We start from the raw sequence: 21,556 nt of genomic DNA, 5'->3' as shown, positions 1-21,556 counted from the left end.
GACCGTGATTCTCATGCGAGGGCATGGGAATATTGAAGGGCCCTAAACTATTCGATACTAGAAAGTCCCATTTGGTCGATCTGCCTTAGAGGCACGCCGCGAGGGAGATAGCTTCGTTGTGCGCGAGCCCGGTGGAGGTCGGGGCCGACGTGCTCCCGAAACTGTCGCGACAATCAATCGAACGCCTGGCAATCCGTGCCGCTACAGCACATTTAGCTCGGCAGTAAAAAATGAGTGTAGCAGGCGTCTCGGTAGGGCGGACGAGGTCGGCGGCACTCGAGTTATCGTCGTGACGGTACTGGCGGAAAGGCATTCTCCATCGACTATGACCTTGATGAAGCCATGGCATCCTCCGACGCACGGTTATGGATTGGCACCACCGAATCGCCGCCACGCAGCTCGAGAAGCTGCTTTCGATCACGATGATTTTCGACTTCACCTAACGGACTTGGCCTGCTCCAAGCCGTCATCGCGCAGATTAAGCAAGTGTGGCGACGTTGATGTATCAAAGCGGCCTGCAGCCCACGCGGTGCTTGATTTGAGAACGGACGATGGCCGCTCGGCTGCGGAGCGACTGCGCAGCGTTTAACCGCCTCTCAAGCTCCACGACTGACAGGCAGCTTAACACAGCTGCGCGTCCCACGCTAGCCTCTCCCGATTTCCTCCGCTCGGAAACTCCTTGTCAAGATACTTGATAAGCCCCTCCGTGTTCTGAGATCGACCACGCTCGCCTACATCGTGGGTGCGTAGTTTTGAGCCATAGAATACTATGAGCTCTGGCAGGTGCGTTGCGCCCGCTCCTCAGATAGGTGCGTAGGCCGTTCCAGGAGAAGCGCGTCGTCACCGAGGCTCGCGCATCTTCCGGTCGCGATGTCGACAGCTCGCGCAGTGCGAGAAGAGCGTACTTGTTCACTAAATCCGCGCATTTCCGGAAGAGAAGGGTATGAGAGAGCGATGAGCGAGCCGTGTAATATGCAGGCTTTCGAAGTCCTAGAATCAAACGTCCGCGCGGACACACGTTCATGTCGGGCTATTTTCAGTCGAGCCCGCGGCTCTATTATGTTGACGGAGGATGGTCGAAAGGTCATCGACTTTTTCTCCGGTGCTGGCGCACTGAACTACGGCCAAAATAATCACGCGATAAAAGCTGCTATTTCTGAGTATCTAGCCGCGGATGCCGTAGTCCACGGGCCTGACATAGCCACCCCCGCAAAACTCAAATTCATGGGGACTTTCAACTCTGTCATACTTCAGGAACGGGGTCTGCAATACCACTTCCAATTCTCGGGGCCAACTGGTGCTAATGCCATTGAGGCAGCCATAGAGCTCTCGCGCAAAGTAACGGGCCGACAAAATATAATTTCTTTCACGCATGGTTATCATGGTCTGAGTTTAGGAGCGATTGCTGCGAATGGTAGTCGCCTTTATCGCGCTGTCAGCGGGAGTGGTTTATCTGGCACAAGTGTCATGCCCTATGATGGTTATCTTGGCCCAGCTGTTGATACGGCTGATTACGTGAGAAAGGTATTGATGGATGAGAGCAGTGGCATCGATCTTCCCGCTGCCATTCTGGTCGAGGCTGTGCAGGGGGAAGGGGGTATAAATGTTGCCAGTAAGGAATGGCTACAGTCAATTCAGGCCATCGCAAGAGACATCGGCGCCCTCTTGATAGTTGATGATATCGAGGTGGGTTGTGGTCGCACCGGCGAATTCTTTAGCTTTGAATTTGCAGGGTTGTCGCCAGATATTATAGTGCTAGCGAAATCGCTAAGCGGATACGGTCTGCCGCTATCAATGTTGCTGATCAAAGAAGGGCTAGACGCATGTTTAGGAGAAAATGCTAGCATGGTTCAAGGCGGTGACCTTGCATTTGTGTCTGCAACCGCAGCTATAGACCTTTATTGGCGCTGCCGGACGTTTTCGCAATGCATTTCCCATATGGGAGAAGTTGTGCGGCGCCGACTTGAGGCGATTGCATCTCAGCATGGAAACGGCATTTTTGCTGTTCGCGGACGGGGCATGACGTTGGGGTTTGATTGTCAGGTGCCCGAAATCTCAGAGGCGACAACACGCAAGGCATTTGAGAAAGGATTGATTGTCGAGCGATGCGAGCCTGCCGGTCAAGTCGTAAAGTTTTTGCCTGCACTCACGATCGATCTTGAGACACTGAATCAAGGCCTCGCGATATTCGAAGAGGCGCTGGTCGAAACACTGAAACAGACGAAGGTTGGAGCGACTTGAGCGCCGCTCGTCACTCTGTCAATAAGCGGAGCCTTAACTTGAGGCGGCCGGGGAAGCTCAATGCCTGATTGCGCGGCCGTCATGGTCTTCGGCGCAGTCGAGTGCGTCGATTATTGACCGCGCCACGCTGGCGCTCGAGAGGCGATAGGCGCCGCCGCAGAAGGCGTGGCCTCTCGCTGATTTCGACGTGCGGGCGGGCCGCGGAAACGGCTGCCCGGGATTCCAGCGATCCGAAAGATCAACGACAGCGGCGGCCAGATCACGTCTGCGATCGTCAAGTCCGACCCAACCGAATAGGCGCCACGGGTCGTCACGCTGTCCCGCGCGGCTGGAAAACCCGCAATGACATGACCATCAATGTCGGCCTCGGCAACGGCGGCAAGGCCCAGCAGTTTGCCCAGACCATGGCGCTGGCGAACGTGCAGAAAGAGATCGTTGCCAACGGGATGACCAACGTGGTTGACCCTGGCAAGATCTACAACACGGCAGCCGAGCTGACCAAGATCATGGGGCACAAGAACCCCGACAAGTTCCTCAAAGGGCCCGACGAGTCGACCGTCGGGACGGAGTTACCATGCAACGCGCGATGGACATCCGCATCAAATCTGAGGGCGCCCGCCGGCCGCGTGGCAGCAGTGCGGCCCGATCAAGTGCTGCCCGTGACATGTGCGCTCGCCCGCGAGGTTACCTGTTTAGAAATCCATCGTCTCGTCAGGTAGGTTGATGCTGATCCTAGCAGGTTTTCTCCCAACTGATTGGCAGGTCAACGACGGATATTCGACAACATTACCAGCTCGTCGGACTGGTCCGGACGCATCATCTGCCTCGCAAGCCCGCGACCCCATCGACTCCTCTAGGGCGCGGAATCTCAGTCGCGTCCCAACACCAGTTCCCCCAAACATCGAATCCAATATTCCCCGCCAGAGTAGGTAGTGTCTCAATCCATTGAGAATGCTGTACCATCATCTGGTAACTCGCTGTCTAGGCTAGGGCGCGACGCATCATGATAACCGAGGTGCAGCAATGAAAAGCACAATCAATCTGTTGCAAGTCTCACGCTTCCTTCGGGTATATGACGACGCCGCCGTTCAAAAAGGCATCAAGCTCTCCATAGGTTTCGATTTTCACGAGTATGTATCGATCGCACGAGTCCTTCCAACAAAGAAGCCGACATATCCAAATTTCCGGCCAGATCGCTCACCCATTAAGTCAGGCGAGGGATATTGGATGATAGGCGTCGACAAAAATAATGAGGTCGCTCTTGTAGAGGCTGCTCGACTGTATGATCTCTCGCACAGCAACTTTGCAGAGCATCTTGAATCCCTGAAGGCGTTCTACGCTGACCCGACCAGACACGCACACCCTCAGGACCGTTGTACTTGCGCGGCGCCAAGCGCTAAGAAGATCACCGGAAAGGTAGCCTACCACGGAGATTTTTGGCTGCGCCGTGACTTCAGAGGACAGGGGATTGCCAAGATCATGGCTGGAACATTACGCGCCCTATCTTTTGCGATGTGGTCTCCCGACTTCCTATGTGGACTCGCGGAGCCATGGCTGCTGGATAAGGGCGTACTTGCGCAATATGGATATGCACATCATGAACCCGGTGGGTCGATATTGCAGCTAGTAGAAGAGGACATTGAGGACGACAATTTGCTAGTTTGGCTAACCGGCGAGGAGTTAAGAAACCTTGTTTATGGTCGCGGCATGAGCGGGCTGGCGTAGCCTCGTGATCCTGGCCAGCAATTGCGGTCGCTGCGCGCCTCACAACAACAGGCACGGTCCACTCGTGCACTCAACTTGCGGTACGATGAATCTGCAAAAGTTCCGAAATGCGCGGTAACTAAGTGCGGCATACACGCGAGAAATGCATCTGCCAGCAATGTCGCTATGACCGCGCTCCGAGACAATGAGACGTCTCGAGCGATATGTCGGGAGTGAATTAAGGACGAATGTCAGCGGTTCGGCAGAAGGGTCTTAAAGTGGAGCTCTGCTCCGCCAGAAGACCTAAGTGATATGTCGATGTGAACCCAGGGGGACAGCTTCGAACATGGCTGGAAGCTCGCGTGTTGGGCAGAAATCAAGGGATAGCTTTGCCCGCGCGCGGCTGGTTTTCCCAGACGGTACGTCGCGAGTAACTATCGATCGCGATTCTGTCCCAGTCTATATTGAGCGCGGGTTGGGCAGCTATCTCTTTGATATCGATGGCCGTCGGTTCCTCGACCTCAATTGTAACTTCACAACGTTAATCCACGGTCACGCCTTCGGGCCCGTCGTGGAAGCATTGACCCATCAACTCCAGCGCGGCAGCTGCTTCGCAAATCCGACAGAAAGCGAAATTGAACTCGCCGAACTACTTTGCGGCCGGATTCCGCAGGTTGATCGTGTTCGTTTCGTCAACTCGGGGACTGAGGCCGTGCTGTTTGCAATCAAGGCAGCGCGAGCCTTCACTGGACGTTCGAAGATCGCCAAGCTCGAAGGAGCGTATCATGGCGCTTACGACTGGGGCGAGGTGAGTCTAATGGCGACGCCGGATAATTGGGGTGATCCTGCCACACCTAAGTCAACGGCCGTTTATCGCGGTATGCCCGCTAGCGTGCTTGATGAAGTGCTCGTGCTTCGCTTCAATGATGTTGAAGGTGCACGCCGGTCGTTGGCATTGCATGCGCGCAGCCTTGCGGCCGTCCTTTTGGATCCAATGCCAAGCCGTGGCGGTCTGATTGCGCCGAAGCCTGGATTTATTGCTGCGGTTCAGGAGGCTGCCCGTGACAAGGGCTTTCTGGTGATTGCTGATGAAGTCCTGAATCTCAGGCAGGGTTTCCAGGGGGCTTCCGCTCGCTACGGCGTTGTTCCAGATCTCGTCACGATGGGCAAGATCATCGGCGGTGGTTTGCCGATTGGAGCAGTCGGCGGTCGCGAAGACGTAATGAAAGTATTCGATGCCTCAGCCGGCCGGCCACTGCTTCCACAGGGCGGTACATTTTCCGCCAATCCTCTGTCCATGACAGCAGGTCTCGTCGCGATGCGGTACCTCGACCATGCAGCTTTCGCACATCTGGAGTTGCTTGGAAATTTTGTCCGGGACGGGATTGGTCGAGTCATTTCAACCCGGGGCGCGCCACTGTGCGTCACTGGAGCCGCCTCACTCTTTCGGATCCATCCGATGGCACAAATCCCGAATGACTATCGTGAGGCCCATCCCACAGCTGCGGCAATGGCTCTCATGAAGCAACTGACGCGTTTTTTTGCGGAGAATGGCATTATTCTGCCGCAAGGCGCTGCTGCGTCGATCTCGACGCCGATGACTCACGTCGACGCCGAACTCATTGTTGATGTGTTCGCGGCCTTTCTCGACAGCCATCAAGACACCGTCGACGCCACTGAGGTGCGCACATGATCAAGGAACGGCACTTGTGCAAATTGTTCCCGCGCGCTTGCGGCATCGTGGTAAATTGGTCTTCGCCCGGAGGCCGCCTTTGGCTCTGATCCTAGCGTGTCAGACGACCGGCATTGGGCAACTCGCGTAGCAATAGGAATAGCGATACCGCCAATGCGATGGCTTTTGCGCGCCCGCCGTCGAATGGGCCACCGGAACGTTGCAAGTGGCCCCCCTCGTCAAGGCTGGGCAGCGAGTCAATGCGTTATGTTGCGACTGCGTGAGCGGGCCGATGTCGAGGCGCGGTCGTCATTGCATCCTGCGATTGACAGGAGACGGCCTTGAGCTCGCAATTGCGATCGAGGTCTGCACGGGAGAAGCGGGTACGGCACAACATCAATATAGCTAGTCGATCGCGGATCGTAGATGAGAAAGGTCCGTATCTGCCAAAGGGACACGGTCGATGACGTCTCTGCGGCGAAGAGACCAACGCTTCGCTGGCGTTCAAGCCAGCAGTGGAGTGACCTAGGGCCTTTTTCACTGGTTCCGACGTAAAGGCCCTTACCGGATGTGGTTGGCACGACGAACAGGGACGAAGATGATGCCGGTCGCCTCTCGTCGTGAAGTTGAACCCTCTCGTTGCGGACGACGGAAGCCTGTTTTGTTCTCAGCACGCACTTTTGGACACAGAGTTTGTGCCGTCTGATAATGTTTGTTGACGGCGATCCCATCGTGCTGCGTGGCCAGACGGCCAGCTGCAGTGGCGAAGCACTTCGAGACTGTGCTTGAGAAGTTGGCCATTGGGTTCTCACTTCATCCAAACGGAGGGTTTGCCCACTGGATATCGCAACGCTGGTCGTAAGGGCGTGGCGGCCCGACTCCACGTTGCGGTGTAACTTCGAGACTGTAAGCGGTTGCGCACTCTACGTTTGTATTGTTTCCAACAAGGCCAAACGCGCTTCTGTAGGTCGGCTGTGACATAGAATCTGGTTACGACGCTCTGGGAGCGCACCCGAGCGCGCTCGTTATTCCGGTCTGAGCCGGCACGGTTCTTGCTCATTCTTAGCGGAAAGCTTCCAACAGTGCGCCGCCTCGGTCCGCGGTAGTGCATAAGAAACCAAAGCTCGCCGCAGAAGCAATGCTTAGGATTGCCGTGCATAGCCAGCATGATTATGAATTCACGATCGATCGCGAATCTCAATTGTGCAGGACGCGGTATTCGTGACTTGGGAATTGCTCTGATGAATCTTGTGGCCGATACTCAGAAGTATCAGCGTTATTGGGAAAGGAGCGGTCGATGGGAGTGTTATCGCGTCTGCGGGTCATCGAGATCGGTAGCTCGGCCGCTACCAGCTATTGCGCGCGGTTGTTTGCCGATTTCGGAGCCGATGTGCAGAAGGTCGAGCCACCAGCAGGAGATCCACTCCGCCGCAGCGCACCACTGACGCCCAATGGCCAGAGCGCGTGGTTTGCATTCCTGAACTTCAACAAGTCAAGCATTATTATCGATCCCGCCGACCCGGATGCGGTTGCATGTCTGACGGCTTTAGTCGAGGGTTGCGACGTCCTAATCGATGGGCGGGATGTTGATGCCGCGGATTGCCCTTCCATTGATATAACCGCCATCCGGCGGCGACGCTCCGGGTTGATCTACCTCGAAGCGAGCTGGTTCGGCCACCAGGGGCCGTACGCGGGATTTGCCGCAACCGATTCGACCGTCCGAGCGCTCGCCGGCCTCATCAAGCTAGTTGGACCGGTCGAAGGGCCGCCGCTGCACGCACCGGATTTTCAGACGGGTATTCTTGCCGGCCTGTGGGGCTTCATCGCCGCGGCTTCTTCGGCGGTTGCTCGAATGCGCGGTGGGGCAGGGCGGTCGTGGTCACTCAGTATTTTCGAATCGAGCCTCGCTCTTAGCGAGGATCTGATGTTCGAGGCGTTTGCGCGGGGCGATGTGATGCGCCGGATTGGCATTAACCGCTTCTGCCTGACCTTTCCGGTCGGCATCTACGAAACGAAGAAGGGTTGGCTCGGCATTACGACAATCACCCCGGCACAATGGCGCGGGTTCTGCGACATGCTCGATCTATCCGAATTGCGTGATGATCCGGCTCTAGTCCTCGGCGTCGATCGTCTGCACTATATGGAACGGATCGAACGACAGTTCATCCCGAGGCTAAAGACGCGGACAGCGCAGGATTGGTTTGCGGAGGGACTGAAGCGCAAGATCCCGATCGTGCCGGTACCAAAAATGTCCGATCTGCTCCAGGATATGGAGAGAAAGGAGCGTGGTGCCATCGTGCCCGTCCTGCTTAGCGAGGAAGAGGGCCTCACCGCCGGCTCGATGCAACGATTGACATCGACGCCGCCGCGTCGCGGCGGCAAGGTTCCAGCTCCCGGCGAGCAGCAGGGTTTCGCGAATATTCGAAGACACGCGAGCGGCACCGCGGCGGCGTCCGGCCGCATCGAGGCCGCCGGGCTGCCATTGCACGGAGTTCGCGTCATCGACTTTTCGATGGGCTGGGCGGGTCCGTTGTGTACGCGCACACTGGCTGATCTCGGTGCGGACGTCATCAAGATCGAGGCTATCCAGTATCCTGACTGGTGGCGTGGCGTTGATCGGCGGCCTACTTATGTGGACGGCCAGATGTACGAAAAGACCATGCGCTTCTGCATGATGAACCGCAACAAGCGCGGTATCACCCTCGATCTGAAGCGGCCACGGGGCCTCGCTCTCGCCAAACGGCTTGTGGCGGGAGCTGATATTGTCGTCGACAATTATTCGGTCGACGTGCTGCCAAAGCTTGGGCTTGGCTACGACGTGCTCGGAACGCTCAATCCTCGGCTCGTGATGATGTCGATGTCAGCCTTCGGCGCGAACAGCATCCATCGCGATTGCCGAGCCTACGGTTCAACTCTCGAGCAGGGCTCAGGGCTACCGAATGTGATCGGAAACGCTGACGGGCCACCTGTGATGAGCCACATTGCGTTCGGGGATGCCGTCGGCGGGTTGAATGGCTGCGCTGCAGTTCTGGTTGCGCTGATTCACGCCCGCACTACCGGGCAGGGACAGTTCATTGATCTGGCGCAGATTGAATGCATGATACCGTTCGCAGCGCCATGGATCACCATCCACTCGCTCGGCGGTATGCTGCCGACTAGATACGGCAATCGACATCCGCAGTTCGTGCCGCATGGCTGCTTTCGGTGTGTGGGCGAGGACAACTGGATCATGATAGCCGCGACGGATGCCTACATGTGGCAGAGGCTTGCGCTTCTTATTGGGCGACCAGACTGGGCCAAGGACGCATCGCTGAAATCTACGGAAGCTCGCCGCGGCATCGAAGATGTCATAGAAAGAGGCATCGAAGCCTGGACGCATACCCGCGATGCAGATCAGGCTATGTCCGAGTTGCAAGCTGCAAGTGTTGCGGCCGGTGTGGCCCGCCTGCCGATCGACCTGCTCAGGGATCGGCATCTCGGCTCGCGCGGGTTCCTGCAGAACGTCGAACGCGCATTCATTGGCTCGCATCCGCAGCCCTCGATTCCGATTCGTGAAGGTGAAGAGCCCTATGCAGTCCGCACAGTGGCACCGACGCTGGGACAACACAACAGAGAGATCCTATCGGGCCTTCTCGGGCTCTCCGATGCCGAGATCGCGCAATTGGAGAGGGAGGGCATCATCGGCACGAAGATGCTCTCCGAAGGGGAGCTCGCAAGATAAACGAAAATGTCCTCAGATCGACAAACCGACGGTGCATCCCAGTGACGAGCTCTCAAGTTCGGCAGATGACAGTCCGCTCGTGAGAGATTCCATGATGACGTGATCTCGCAACCGCAAGCCAAGGTCCGTGCTGGAGTGTGCCGTGGGTGAGGTCGATGCAAATATGCACCGCGTGAAGCGACTCTGGTCGGCCGTAAATCTAGGCATGTGCAAGGGTGCCTGATTTCCGGCTCAATAAGCAAGTTGCCGCATCCAATTACGTGCGTGACCAGGGCATTCGCCGAGCTGATTAGGTCGAAAGGACAATCTGTGAGATGATTAAAGCTGCTTTCCAAGCTGGAGGCCTGCAGGCCTTTCGAAGGCTGATACATCGAGTTCGGATTCGCGCTACACATCGACGATGGTTTCTGGGTGATAGCCACTCTCGAAAAGCGCGTATTTGAGCCTTGAGTGCGGTTCATAGTACACCGCCAAAAATAACGTTCTGTTCGCGGGCAACCCACTCGCCACGACAATTCCTGCCAAGCTGCGGTGCCGCTCAAAGGAGACTAGAAGGACTTCACGCTCAGAATCCTTCCTTGACTTAAAGAGTATGTTCCTCAGCTGGCACCTGCCACGTCATTCACATATGCAGGCTTCCAAGAGACCTGACTTAATGCCTCGAATTTCTGCGCCATTGAATATGAATGTGAGGGCAGGACTAAGCGGATCTCGCGTCGCTTTCGATAGTAGGATACACTTGTCGTTGAGCTCGAGAGCGCGAAGGGATGTGCATGCCTTCTTCCGGACCCGTACATGCAAGCCGGTGAGTGTCTCTTGGATGTCCGATCTCTGAGCGCAGGGGATCTGGTATTCTGGACATGGTGAGGATGCCCTCACTGCAAAAGCCCATCTGAGCTACGTTCGCGCGGCGCTTGGACTTGGCCTTGACTGGCTGATCGACAAGCCCCTCGTTCATACCGTGATCCGAATGGGCGCCGTGCAGCGGATCGTATGGTTGGTGCGGCGATCGAGCTCAAGTTGCTCTGCAATCGGACGGGCGCTCGTTGCGCCAAATGGCGCCGCGCCAGTACAACGCAGTCTTACGACCTGATTGGACAGTATGCGCGCCGCTCTTCGTGCAAGCTTGGCACGCCGCTTACTTATATTGGTATCCAGCATCCCGAGGTGCTGTGGAGTAAGCAGCAAGCTGAGGCCGTCAGGCAGCGTTGTTCCGTGGCATGAGCGCATCGAGTTCGCTGCTCGGCCAACTGTTGGCGATAGGTTGAAGTGTTAGGGCAACCCGGGCGAACGGATCGACGTTGTTCATTTTCGCTGTCTCGAGCAGTGTTGCGATGGTCGCCCAGGTTCGCCCGGCGCCGTCGCTGCCCGCGAAGAGGCTATTCTTTCTCGTAATTGTTGGTGGTCTGATGGGCGATGTTGGAGTCGAGCTCAATGCGGCCGTCGGTGAGGAAGCGTTCGAAGACGGCGCGGCGCGAGACTGCACAGCGGATCGCCTCGGCCAGTTTTGATTTGCCGCATCGGCGCCACTGGTGATCGTGCCCAACGCGTATCCGGAACTCGACGCCGTCCGGGATAGGGCATTGGGCAACATCCGCATGATGATCCACGGCAACTACGGCATTCGCGCTGCAAGGGCGGGCATGCAGCAACTCTTTGAATTATGGCCGATGGAGGCGTTCAGAACGTCCAGCATCCCTATTCGCAAGCGCTCGAGTCGTCAGCTCCCGAAAGCCTGCGACTCAAAACTCAAATCGACGGTCGGCTCCGGCAGAGGCGTTGCGGCTCCATCGCGATATGGAACGACGCCTGCCGAGGCTTGTCACGGGTGCCTCGTCCGGCCGCCAGGGCGTCGGCGGTACCGGACATATTGATCGAACTCACCATTCTCATGCATTATGCTCTCGGCGGCTACATTCATCATCATATTGACGTCTCACTCTCTCCTCGGAATTGCAATCTTCATTGCTTTGCTTGGGTTTAGCTCTGGTCTAAACAGCATCCGTCGTGCAAGCTTGCCGCTCTCAGCATTCGGGCAGGACGGGTATGGAAGGCGGCTCGGGTTGATCACAGGTTTCCGATTGTCGACGGCGTCTTTTGCGCACTTCTTCTTCAGTGTTATCCAAAACCACTATGGCATCGTGGTTGCATTGGCATCTCTAGCCGTCTGCGCAACAGGAAGCACGCTTTCGTTCGCACTCGTGAGCATCCGGTCAAAACGGGAGCCAGGGCGTTGAAGAAGTGAGTTTTCCGCATCAGCTTTGAGGGCGCGCCCGACGTGATCGGATGGTCAACAAGTGTCGAATTAATCTCGCACGGCGTATCATCTTCGATGGAGAGTCGCGAGTTCCTGACAGTTTAGGTCATCGCGCCGAAGTCGAGGTTAGTGCGTATTATGGCAGAGCTGGGGTGTGCAAATGCGGGTTCGCAATTAACTGGGCGAACGGGGGGCGTACCTCGGCCGCCGAGCCGAACTCTAATGATCGGACCGCTCGGCTGAGGAGCGGCATGTCCGAATTTGCTCGTACCTTCGACTTGAGCTGCTGCCGGTTTGATGGACACCAGGTTAAGCTAATCCCACCTTGCGCTCGAACTCAACCGGGCTGAGATACCCGATGGTCGAGTGCCTGCGGATCGTGTTGTAAAATCTTTCGATATAGTCGAACGCATCGGCTCGTGCCTCGTCTCTGGTTCGGTAGATCTTGTTGGCGGTCCGTTCGGTCTTGAGCGACGAGAAGAAGCTCTCCATCGCTGCGTTGTCCCAGACGTTGCCGGAACGGCTCATGCTGCAGAGAATGCCGTGATCGGCCATCAAGCGCTGGAACTGCTCGCTGGTGTACTGACTGCCCTGGTCGGAGTGATGCAACAGGGCGTCCGGCTTGCCGCGTCGCCAGACGGCCATCAGCAGGGCATCGGTTACCAACTGAGCTGTCATGGCGGCGCTCATCGACCAACCCACCACCCGGCGTGAGAACAGGTCGATCACCGCTGCGACGTAGAGCCAGCCCTCGGCCGTCCAGAGATACGTAAAGTCGGCGATCCACTTCTGGTTCGGCCGCTCGTGGCAGCTGCTTCGGCGGGGCACACGCTGCAGCAATTCCCGACGACTTGAACAGGGCAGTCCGTTGCGCCGACATCAGTTCTCTTCATTGACCCAAAATCCAAAAGATAACCATCGTGGGCGAGGATAACTGTTCCTCCGTGCGCCCCCGCCTCGGCCCTTCCGTCATCCCTACTTCGAGCGTCTACTGCACGCTAGCCCAGATCAGGGGCGTGAGAATTCTTTGGCCGACTAAGCAGATAGTTGACTGCAGATACATCAGCCGTCACATCAATGCACGCGCACATTAATGCGTCTCTGTCCACTCTGCAGCGATTCCGGCTATCCGATTTGGTAGCTGCCAAGCGAGTTCGCCATTGGGTAAGTTGTTTGAAACTTGGGGCCGATCGACTGCCCGTACGTACTCTTGTAGAGAACCTCCAGTTCGACGATGCGTCAAGCGGCGCATCATGACGATTTATCTTAAGAGCGGCTGGGTATCTTGGCAGGTGCAATGGAGAATGAAATGCGACAGCGGACTCCGCTCTCCAATGGACGGTTCCGGAACACCGCCTACATGGTCAATAAGAGTCGCCCCTATTTCGATGCAGCTCACGAGGCTGGTCTCATGGCCGTCCAGGGGCGTTCCACGATCGGACGCACCTTTGTTTTGGGCACCGGTCCACTTGACGGTCGATCGGAGCTAATTGATTTCGTGCGATGCTCATACCTTGGGCTGGACAACCATCCCGTGATCGTCGCTGGTGCGATCGACGCGATCGAGGCGCACCATTCGTTGCACTGGTCGTGCGCACGAACGCGGCTCAATTTCGATCTTTTGGCAGAGCTTGAAGCAACCCTGTCGGAGATGTTCTGCTCACGCGTAATCGCATGTTCTACAGTCATGCTCGCTAATCTAGGAGTGATGCCTCTCCTTGCTTCGGGCCTATTGACGGGCGGAAGGAAGCCGGTCGTCGTGTTCGACCGTATCGCGCATATATCGCTCGCTTACCATAAGCCCGTAGTCGCTGATGAAACGCGAGTGGAAACGATCGCGCACAACGATATCGATGCTCTCGAGCGCTTGTGCCGAGAACATCCAGTGGTCGCCTACGTATGCGATGGTATTTACTCCATGGGAGGGAACTCGCCCATCAAGGAACTGCGCCATCTCCAGGAACGGTACGGGCTCTTTCTCTATATCGACGATGCTCACGGCATATCGATCTTCGGACGCCAAGGCGAAGGATTTGCCCGTTCTCAGTTTCCACAAATGCTAGGAGACCGTACGATCATAATAGCCTCGCTGGCCAAGGGCTTCGGCGCATCGGGCGGCATGATTATGCTCGGAACCGCCGATCACGAGGCGCTGTTTCGACGGTACTCCATTCCATATGCGTTTTCGGTGCCACCCAATCTAGCGGCGGTTGGCGCGGCGATTGGTTCGTGCAAGATTCATCGCTCGCCAGAACTTGGTGAACGGCAGAGGCGGCTGGCGCAACGGATCGAAGTCTTTGATCGCCATATCGCAACCGCTGAGCAAGGCAATTCATTTCCGATCAGAATGATCGCAATAGGATCCGAAGCCAAGGCCATTGCAATTGCAAGAGAACTTTTCGCTGCCGGCTTCTATACTTCGGTGACGTTCTTCCCGACGGTCGCGCAAGGAAAGGCAGGGATTCGGGTCTGCATCACGGCTGATCATGAAGAGTGCGATATAGAACGGCTGTCCGACTGCATCTTGGAAAGGATACCAGGCAAAGCTGCGAAGCCACCGAGTGCCCCGGCCCCTCTTGAGTTCGCGGACGGCGATTCAGAGGAACAAAGTGATAGAACTGCCCGGTAGGACCAAGCTGCTCTCACTCTATTCGGGCAACGACGCTGAAAGCTCGTCAACCCTGGGTCTATGCGCAACTTCCGAGATATCTCCGGTTCTTTTAGGCCGGCGCTCACGGCACGTTCTTACGTGACAACCAATCAGACAGTGTGCTCCTATGCTCGACGAGAATATGCGCTCATTTTTGGTCAGTTTGCCCTAAGTGTAGATCCTGTATTCGAAACGTTGGCGCGATGCCCGGCGCCAGTATATCGCCCTGCAAGATGCGGTTGCGCCGCTCGTTTCCGTCGAGGCGCTACGTGCCGGTCGACGAGCGGGAAAGCTTGTACCGATGCTGACTACACTGCGAATGCGCAACCTGGGATTATATGTTGGATCTCCTTTATCGCAAACAAAATTTATTCCGTGTTCGAGAGCCGCGCCCAATCACAGCCCTCTACGCAATGGCTTGCGCGGCCCACGCGCGCGAAAGCCCTGCGTTGTTTGTAGCATAAGGAAACGACAAAAATGAAAGTTCCTCTTGATTTGTGCGGAATGTGCTTTTCCGGCCCTGTTGTCTCGCTCATTGCGCCGTTGGTTCGACGATCATGCTGAAACCGGGAGAGCTCGGCGACCACAGCGACCGGCGCGTTGCGCTTGTGACCGGAGGAGCGCGCGGGATTGGATTGGAGATCGTGCGCCGGCTCTTGGTCGATGGCTATCGCGTCGCTTTTGTGGCGACAAAAGCGGAACACGTGGAGCGGGCGCTTAATCTTCTCGGTTGCCCGGAAGATCGGCTCTATGCTGAGAGGATTGACGTAACGCGACACAACGATGTGCAGGGATTTGTTGACCACATCCGGGAACGTTGGGGCGAAATAGCGATTTTGGTGAACAATGCGGGCATCTCCCCCAAGCGCGTGGACCAAAATGCACCTTGGCTTTCGCAGACGTCCCTAGATGAATGGGCGCGGGTCATCGATGTCAATCTCTACGGCCCGTTCATTCTCATACGGCTCTTGGCGCCAGCAATGATCGCGAAAGGCTACGGACGCATCATCAATATCGGGTCACTCGCTGGGCGTGCCATGCCGATGATCGCAGGGCCGCATTATGCCGCGTCGAAGGCGGGACTGGTCGGATTAACCCGCGCTGCTGCGCGGGATCTCGCTCCATACGGTATTACGGTCAATTGTATCTCTCCTGGACGGGTTCTCAGCGATCTGACTGGACCACCTGAGGCCGCGGTCAACCGCTCCGCTCTCAGCAGGATTCCGGTCGGCCGTTTTGGAACTGCTGAAGAGGTGGCGCACGTTGTGACCTTTCTGGCCTCGCCGATGGCGGGCTTTATAACCGGCGCAACCATCGATATCACAGGCGGCGAGTTCGCCGCGTAAGCCAATGCATATCGCATTTGATCGCCGACAGCACAACATGACGGCCTCGCTCAGGCTCACGGAATCCTCGAATGCCACGCAGCGCCAAAACGGCATTCAGTCGCGCGTGAACATGAAGAACATGGATGCGACCGGAGTTGATAGGCCAATCGGTGGCGGGTCCCCTCGTGGTTCGGCTTTGATGCCTTCTTCTTTGCCGCGGGGGCGCCGAGCAGCGAATTCGGCGGCGTGGAGAAGGCCTCCGTGCGGCTTGCCCTCCGCAAGGAGGAGACAGAAGAAGTCACCGATCTGTCCCCTCAGTCTATTTCGAGGTGAGAAGTTGCGGGGCTCTAGGCTGACGGCACGTCAGTATCGCTGTTCGCGAAAGATCAACGAGGTCATCAGTTCCCGGAAGATGCCAATGTTCGATCAATGCTTGTGTGCGCTGGATCGCGTGCCGGCCCCTCCGCTAATCGCCTGGTAAGACGTGCCGCGCTTGCCGCGCCTAACAGGCTTCCGTCGCGGGCAAGTGACATCGCGGAGTATCAGATGGCAGAGAAAATGGAGCCCTCGATGGAAGTGTTTTCGCATCTGCGAGTCGTCGAGATCGGTAGCTCGGCCGCGACCAGCTATTGCGCGCGGTTGTTTGCCGACTTCGGCGCCGATGTTCAGAAGGTCGAGCCGCCAGGTGGAGATCCACTCCGCAGTAGTGCGCCACTCACGCCTTCTTGCCAGAGCGCGTGGTTTACATTCCTGAACTTCAACAAGTCAAGTGTGGTCATCGATACCACAAACCCGGACGCGATTCCGCAGCTGACGGCACTGATCGAAGATTGCAACATTTTGATCGATGGTCGCGATATTGATCCCGCAGATTGCCCTTCCATTGATATTGCCGCGATTCGGCAGAGACGTCCCAGGTTGATTTACCTCGAAGCAAGTTGGTTTAGCCGCCAGGGACCCTATGCAGGTTTCGCCGCAACCGATTCGACGGTCCGCGCGCTCGCCGGCCTCATCAAGCTGGCTGGACCTGTCGAGGGCCCGCCATTGCACGCACCGGATTTCCAGACTGGTATCCTGGCCGGTCTGTGGGGCTTCATCGCCGCGGTTTCTTCAACGATTCCGGAAGAACAAGGCGGTGGGAGAAGATGGTCGTGGTCGCTCAGTGTTTTTGAATCGAGCCTCGTTCTGAGCGAGTATCAGATGTTCGAGGCGTATGAGCGCGGGGACGTGATGCGACGGATTGGCATCAACCGCTTCTGGCCGAACTTTCCGGTCGGCATTTACGAGACCAAAAATGGTTGGCTCGGCGTCACGACGATCACTCCGGCACAATGGCGCGCGTTCTGCGAAATGCTCGATCTGACCGAATTGTGTGACGATCCGGCTCTCCTTCTCGGCGCCGATCGTCTGCAACACATGGAACGGATCGAACGACAGTTCATCCCGAGGCTGAAAACGCGGACAGCGCACGAGTGGTTTACGGAAGGACTGAAACGCAAGATCCCGATCGTGCCGGTGCCGCAAATGTCCGATCTGCTGCGGGATGCGGAGAAGAGGGAGCGCGGCGCAATCGTGCCCGTCCTGCTTGGCAGAGAAGAGGGCTCGACGGCCGGCTCGATGCAGCGGCTGACATCGACGCCGCCGCGCCGGGGCGGCAAGGTTCCGGCTCCCGGCGAGCAGCAGCGCTTCCCGAATGCGCGGAGACGTCTCACTGGCGCTGCGCCGGCGTCCGGCCGCATCGATTCGAGCGCGCCGCCACTGCAGGGAATTCGCGTTGTCGATTTCTCGATGGGGTGGGCGGGTCCGCTATGTACGCGCACTCTGGCTGATCTCGGTGCGGACGTCATCAAGATAGAAGGCATCCAGTATCCGGACTGGTGGCGTGGCGTTGACCGACGACCTGCTTACATTGAGGACCAGATGTATGAGAAGACGGCGCGCTTCTGCATGGCGAACCGCAACAAGCGCGGTATCACACTCGACCTGACGCGGCTGGAGGGGCGCACTCTCGCCAAGCGGCTTGCAGCGGGAGCCGACATTGTCGTAGACAATTATTCGGCCGATGTGCTGCCGAAGTTCGGGCTTGGCTACGACGTGCTCAGCATGCTCAATCCTCGCCTTGTCATGATGTCGATGTCAGCCTTTGGCACGAACAGCGTCCGGCGCAGTTGCCGAGCCTACGGCTCGACTCTCGAACAGGGCTCGGGGTTGCCGAGTGTGATTGGAAGCCACAATGGGCCACCCGCGATGAGTCACATCGCCTTCGGGGATGCCGTCGGCGGGTTGAACGGCTGCGCCGCAGTTCTAGTTGCGCTGATTCACGCGCGCACCAGCGGGCTGGGCCAGTTCATTGATCTTGCGCAGATCGAATGCATGATGCCCTTTGCAGCTCCATGGATCACTGTCCATTCGATCGACGGTGCGCCACCGGTAAAATACGGCAGTCGACATCCAGAGTTCGTGCCGCATGGCTGCTTCCGGTGTGCCGGTGAGGACAACTGGATCGTGGTAGCCGCGACCAACGAGCACATGTGGCAGAGGCTTGCTGTTCTTATTGGTCGACCAGATTGGGCCACAGACGTGTCGCTGAAATCCGCGGAAGCGCGCCGCGATATCGAGGAGTTAATCGAGAGGGCGATTGAAGCCTGGACGATCACCCGCGACGCGGACCAGGCGATGTCCGAGTTGCAGGCCGCAAGGATTGCGGCCGGCGTGGCCCGCCTGCCGATTGATCTGCTCACCGATCGGCATCTCAGGGTGCGCGGGTATCTGCAAGAAATCGACCGCGCATTCATTGGCTCGCATCCGCAGCCGTCAATGCCGATTCGGGAAGGTGAAGGACCCTATGCAATCCGCACGCCGGCACCGACGCTTGGACAACATAACAGAGAGATTCTATCAGGGCTTCTTGAGCTTTCCGACACAGAGATCGCGCACTTGGCTAGGGACGGTATCATCGGTACGGCAATGCTTTCGGAACGGGAGCTCGCTGAAACAAAGACGGTATCGCCAGGCCGATAAATTAACCCTACATCAGATTGACGAACTCTCAGGCTTGGCAGACCGGCGCAGCCCGCGGGTTTGAGATTCATCGTGGCGCACTGTTCAGTGTTCCGCAGCAGTTCCGAACACGACTCCACTGCATGGACTTCATCGGCGCGAACAACGCTGATCATTGGCCGTCCTTGCGCTGATATCGCCCGGGCCGCTTGATGGCAACAAACCGCGGTGCACACTTAGGCAACAGTACGAGCCGTGTGCTGAGCTGCGTGCGGTGCAGCTACACCAAGCGTCAGGGCGCGTGCCGCATCGGTCATTGCCGGGCGAGTTTGCGTCAAATTCAGACTTGTTACGCTCCTTAAAACGAATACGCTTGCTCGTGCGTGTGCCGGAAAGAGCGAATCCGGGCCCGCTTCCGACTGCCGTGTGGCCGATGCGCGATCACCAAGGCGACAAGCGGCGAATACGGTTTCGCGCCGCGCGGCAGGCAACGCGGCCTTGCGATCTCATACTTCCATCCGGGCCAAGCGTTGGCGTGATGACGGAAATTTAGCTCCGTAGCGAGAGCGCTCTCAATAGTCGAAGGCGCCGATTTATTAGACCCCGCCCCTCGTGCTGACTGTGGGAAAAAACGAGTTCGATCCGCGAGGTACTCGAGGATAGCTTCTGGATGTTGGCCATTCTCACAGAGTGCGTATTTGAGCGCTTGCGCGCGGCTCGCGAACAGACCACCAAAAATACCATTCTGTTCGCGGAGGACCCAGTTGCCAAAACGATTCTTGCCAACAAAGACGGTCGAGCTCGTGGAGCGTCCGGAAGGATATTCGACAAGCTTCATGACCATATGTCCATGAGTTTGCAGCTTCATCGTTTGGAAATCACCGCACTGAAATCGGTTCGCTGCAGAGCACAAGCGGACCGATCACCTACGTGTTTTGGTGCCGCGAGACCATCGCGGTTTCGGCTGAGATAGATGAGCTGGAACGGCTCGCTTAGCCTGCCCGTCTATGAGTTGTCCGCTAGCTTCTAGCAGCATCGCGCTATGGTGCCATTTCTAATTGAAGCTGCTGCACTTTCCTTGGGCTCATGAAATGCGCAACGAGCACTACGCCGAACGTTCGCCGCCGCAGCGCTGCCAAGCGCAAACGGCGTCCCGGGATTGTCAGCCAAGCTCGTCGGCGGGCGCCTCCAGGTACGACCGCACCGGTTCCGCGACGCACCGTCGTGGTATTTGTGAGTGCTGGTGGGATAAATGGATTATCTATCGAACTTGACATCTGCAGCTCCGTTCTTAGATCGCGATTAATGAATGGCGGAATTCGTTCCCTCTTTTAGAGTGCCCTCAGGACTGTAGTCATCTGGCACGATCGTTGCTGATCGCGGTCACTATTTGCGGCGCTTTAGAGACGCGCACCGATCGTCGATCTCGATGGCGAAGTCTACAGCAAACACGAAGCGACTCCCGCTACCAATTCTAGTAAGAAAGATCGCTTTCGGCTTCGCTGGAAACGAGGAAACGCGCCCTGCCGCCATTTGCGGCAATTGTGACATTGATGTCCTGTTTGCCGCTAGGGCAGCAGCACAAACCCGGTCATCTAGGAGTGCTATTTCGTTTTTCGACGTGAACGAGCCGGCTTGCGACCCTTACGCAAGGTCTTTGGCGGCGCCGCACCTTTGGGTGGCTGAAGAAAGAATTCAGACAAATGAACATCAAGCGTTTCTGCGACGCGCTCGAGAATATCGATTGTCGGATTCTCCGATTGCTGCTCGATACCGCCTATATAGGAGCGGTCAATCCGGGCATCGTACGCCAATCCCTCTTGCGAAATGCCGCGATCTACGCGATCCGACGCACATTCCAGGCGACAAGCGCACGAGCTTTCATGCGCTAAAGCAGCCATTCCGACGGTCATCAAACCACTGGCTATAACCATGCTATTGCGGTAGGTTCGCCCCAGAATGCAGATGAGCAGAGTCTGCGCGTAAGCTAAATGAAAGAGCAGGTACTGTATCAAGATGTCGCGACGAGTGAGCCAATGCTGACGAGTTATGAGGAGCAGCATCCGATGTCGACCTCTTGATTCGGGCCGACGGCGCCGCACGCAGGACGGCAGTTCTGCTGATCGCGCTCTGAGCGTAACGGATTGCGATCAAATGCATTCTGGCTGTAGTCGGAGCGAACGAAATCGAAGGGAACGACGGGAATAACCGCTGCCAGCCACTAATTGACTTCGGCAAGGAATGTTCCTGCCAGACCGCGACAATCGGTTCGCTACGAAGAGACTCTGAATACGGCTACCTTCGCTTAAATCGAGGCTTCTCAATCCGGTAGGACTTTCAGGCAGTGCCGCCCGATCCCAAGATCGCAGATTCCGCGCCTAACGCGCCCCAGCTCACGCCGTAGACGAGCAACATGCCGTCACCTATATGCGTCTCCTGGATGCCGAGGCCGATAACGCTGATTGGCGCGAAAGTTGTGCGCATTGTGCTTGGTATTGATCCCGCCCTTGATCCGGATCGCGCCCGCCGTACTTTTGAAAGTCATCTGGCTCGCGCCAAGTGGGCGGCGCGTCAGGGCTTTCGGTATCTCCTGCAGCGCGGTTGGCCGAAGAGTGAGGAATGAATGCGTTTGAAAAGGGCGTCACTTCTGTTGATGTCCGATCGCAAAATGTGATCGTCCCATCGCGTAATTGCATTAAAAGCGAACATCTGCATCGGAACAACCATAAATAGTCACATTTGTAATCCCTTGCATGCGTTAAAAATATACGGGGAAAGTAGTACGATGCCGGGGCAGACTGGAAATCAGAGCAAGCCTATCCTGACGCCAAGAAAGCAGAAGCTGCGGACATAGCTTGGAAGTGGCTGCGCCGCAATTGCGGGTACCAAAGGGACTATATGGCCCTGGCCGCCAGCGAACGATCCAGCGCGATGGCGGACCACTTCCGACAGCAGTGGGGGCTGTCTTTTCGCAGCTGATCCG

The 21,556-nt window shown here is 57.1% G+C and carries 10 protein-coding genes and 4 pseudogenes; 10 read left to right on the top strand and 4 right to left on the bottom strand.

Annotated features, from left to right (window positions below):
* Positions 1–954 precede the first annotated feature (954 nt).
* The 4 genes from A3AS_RS0131515 (at position 955) to A3AS_RS0131500 (ending at position 5,638) form a co-directional block, all read left to right on the top strand.
* Positions 955–2,241, top strand: a complete 1,287-nt coding sequence (locus A3AS_RS0131515) for a diaminobutyrate--2-oxoglutarate transaminase (RefSeq protein WP_371260733.1) — start codon at positions 955–957, stop codon at positions 2,239–2,241.
* A gap of 347 nt (positions 2,242–2,588) precedes the next feature.
* Positions 2,589–2,960: a hypothetical protein gene (locus A3AS_RS49400; protein ID WP_018321471.1), complete on the top strand. Its 372-nt coding sequence runs from the start codon at positions 2,589–2,591 to the stop codon at positions 2,958–2,960.
* A 304-nt stretch (positions 2,961–3,264) separates the two neighbouring features.
* Entirely contained in the window at positions 3,265–3,966 is a 702-nt protein-coding gene (locus A3AS_RS0131505) for a hypothetical protein (RefSeq protein ID WP_026202563.1), read from the top strand.
* 325 nt (positions 3,967–4,291) lie between these two features.
* A complete protein-coding gene (locus A3AS_RS0131500) occupies positions 4,292–5,638 on the top strand; it encodes an aspartate aminotransferase family protein (protein ID WP_026202562.1) in 1,347 nt (448 codons plus the stop codon).
* Positions 5,639–6,178: 540 nt separating this feature from the next.
* Here A3AS_RS0131500 and A3AS_RS47790 read toward each other — a convergent pair.
* Positions 6,179–6,418, bottom strand: a complete 240-nt coding sequence (locus tag A3AS_RS47790; RefSeq protein WP_157644438.1) for a hypothetical protein — start codon at positions 6,416–6,418, stop codon at positions 6,179–6,181.
* A 496-nt stretch (positions 6,419–6,914) separates the two neighbouring features.
* Here A3AS_RS47790 and A3AS_RS0131495 point away from each other — a divergent pair, with 496 nt between their 5' ends.
* A complete protein-coding gene (locus A3AS_RS0131495) occupies positions 6,915–9,338 on the top strand; it encodes a CaiB/BaiF CoA-transferase family protein (protein ID WP_018321468.1) in 2,424 nt (807 codons plus the stop codon).
* A 1,198-nt stretch (positions 9,339–10,536) separates the two neighbouring features.
* Here the strand turns inward: A3AS_RS0131495 and A3AS_RS45810 are convergent.
* A pseudogene (locus A3AS_RS45810) lies at positions 10,537–10,864 on the bottom strand (transposase); the annotation flags it as partial.
* Positions 10,865–11,904: 1,040 nt separating this feature from the next.
* A pseudogene (locus A3AS_RS44070) lies at positions 11,905–12,471 on the bottom strand (IS3 family transposase); the annotation flags it as partial.
* 433 nt (positions 12,472–12,904) lie between these two features.
* Here A3AS_RS44070 and A3AS_RS0131480 point away from each other — a divergent pair.
* From A3AS_RS0131480 to A3AS_RS0131470, 3 genes are all read left to right on the top strand, one after another.
* Entirely contained in the window at positions 12,905–14,224 is a 1,320-nt protein-coding gene (locus tag A3AS_RS0131480; protein ID WP_245283330.1) for an aminotransferase class I/II-fold pyridoxal phosphate-dependent enzyme, read from the top strand.
* A 578-nt stretch (positions 14,225–14,802) separates the two neighbouring features.
* Positions 14,803–15,591 (top strand): SDR family NAD(P)-dependent oxidoreductase, encoded by a 789-nt coding sequence (locus A3AS_RS0131475; RefSeq protein WP_018321465.1) that lies wholly within the window; start codon positions 14,803–14,805, stop codon positions 15,589–15,591.
* A gap of 528 nt (positions 15,592–16,119) precedes the next feature.
* Complete coding sequence (locus A3AS_RS0131470) at positions 16,120–18,594, top strand: CoA transferase (protein WP_018321464.1); 2,475 nt, start codon at positions 16,120–16,122, stop codon at positions 18,592–18,594.
* Between the two features lie 1,583 nt (positions 18,595–20,177).
* Here A3AS_RS0131470 and A3AS_RS49390 read toward each other — a convergent pair.
* Positions 20,178–20,636: a helix-turn-helix domain-containing protein gene (locus A3AS_RS49390; protein ID WP_245283329.1), complete on the bottom strand. Its 459-nt coding sequence runs from the start codon at positions 20,634–20,636 to the stop codon at positions 20,178–20,180.
* A gap of 281 nt (positions 20,637–20,917) precedes the next feature.
* Between A3AS_RS49390 and A3AS_RS49385 the strand changes: the two are divergent.
* A pseudogene (locus tag A3AS_RS49385) lies at positions 20,918–21,196 on the top strand (DUF2285 domain-containing protein).
* A 185-nt stretch (positions 21,197–21,381) separates the two neighbouring features.
* Positions 21,382–21,552: pseudogene (locus A3AS_RS50175) on the top strand (transcriptional regulator domain-containing protein); the annotation flags it as partial.
* Positions 21,553–21,556: the final 4 nt, after the last annotated feature.

Origin of the sequence: Bradyrhizobium sp. WSM2793, assembly GCF_000379585.1 — a bacterium.
GTDB lineage: Bacteria > Pseudomonadota > Alphaproteobacteria > Rhizobiales > Xanthobacteraceae > Bradyrhizobium.
The sequence above is the reverse complement of the archived record's forward strand: the minus strand, read 5'-3'. Positions and strand labels throughout refer to the sequence as shown.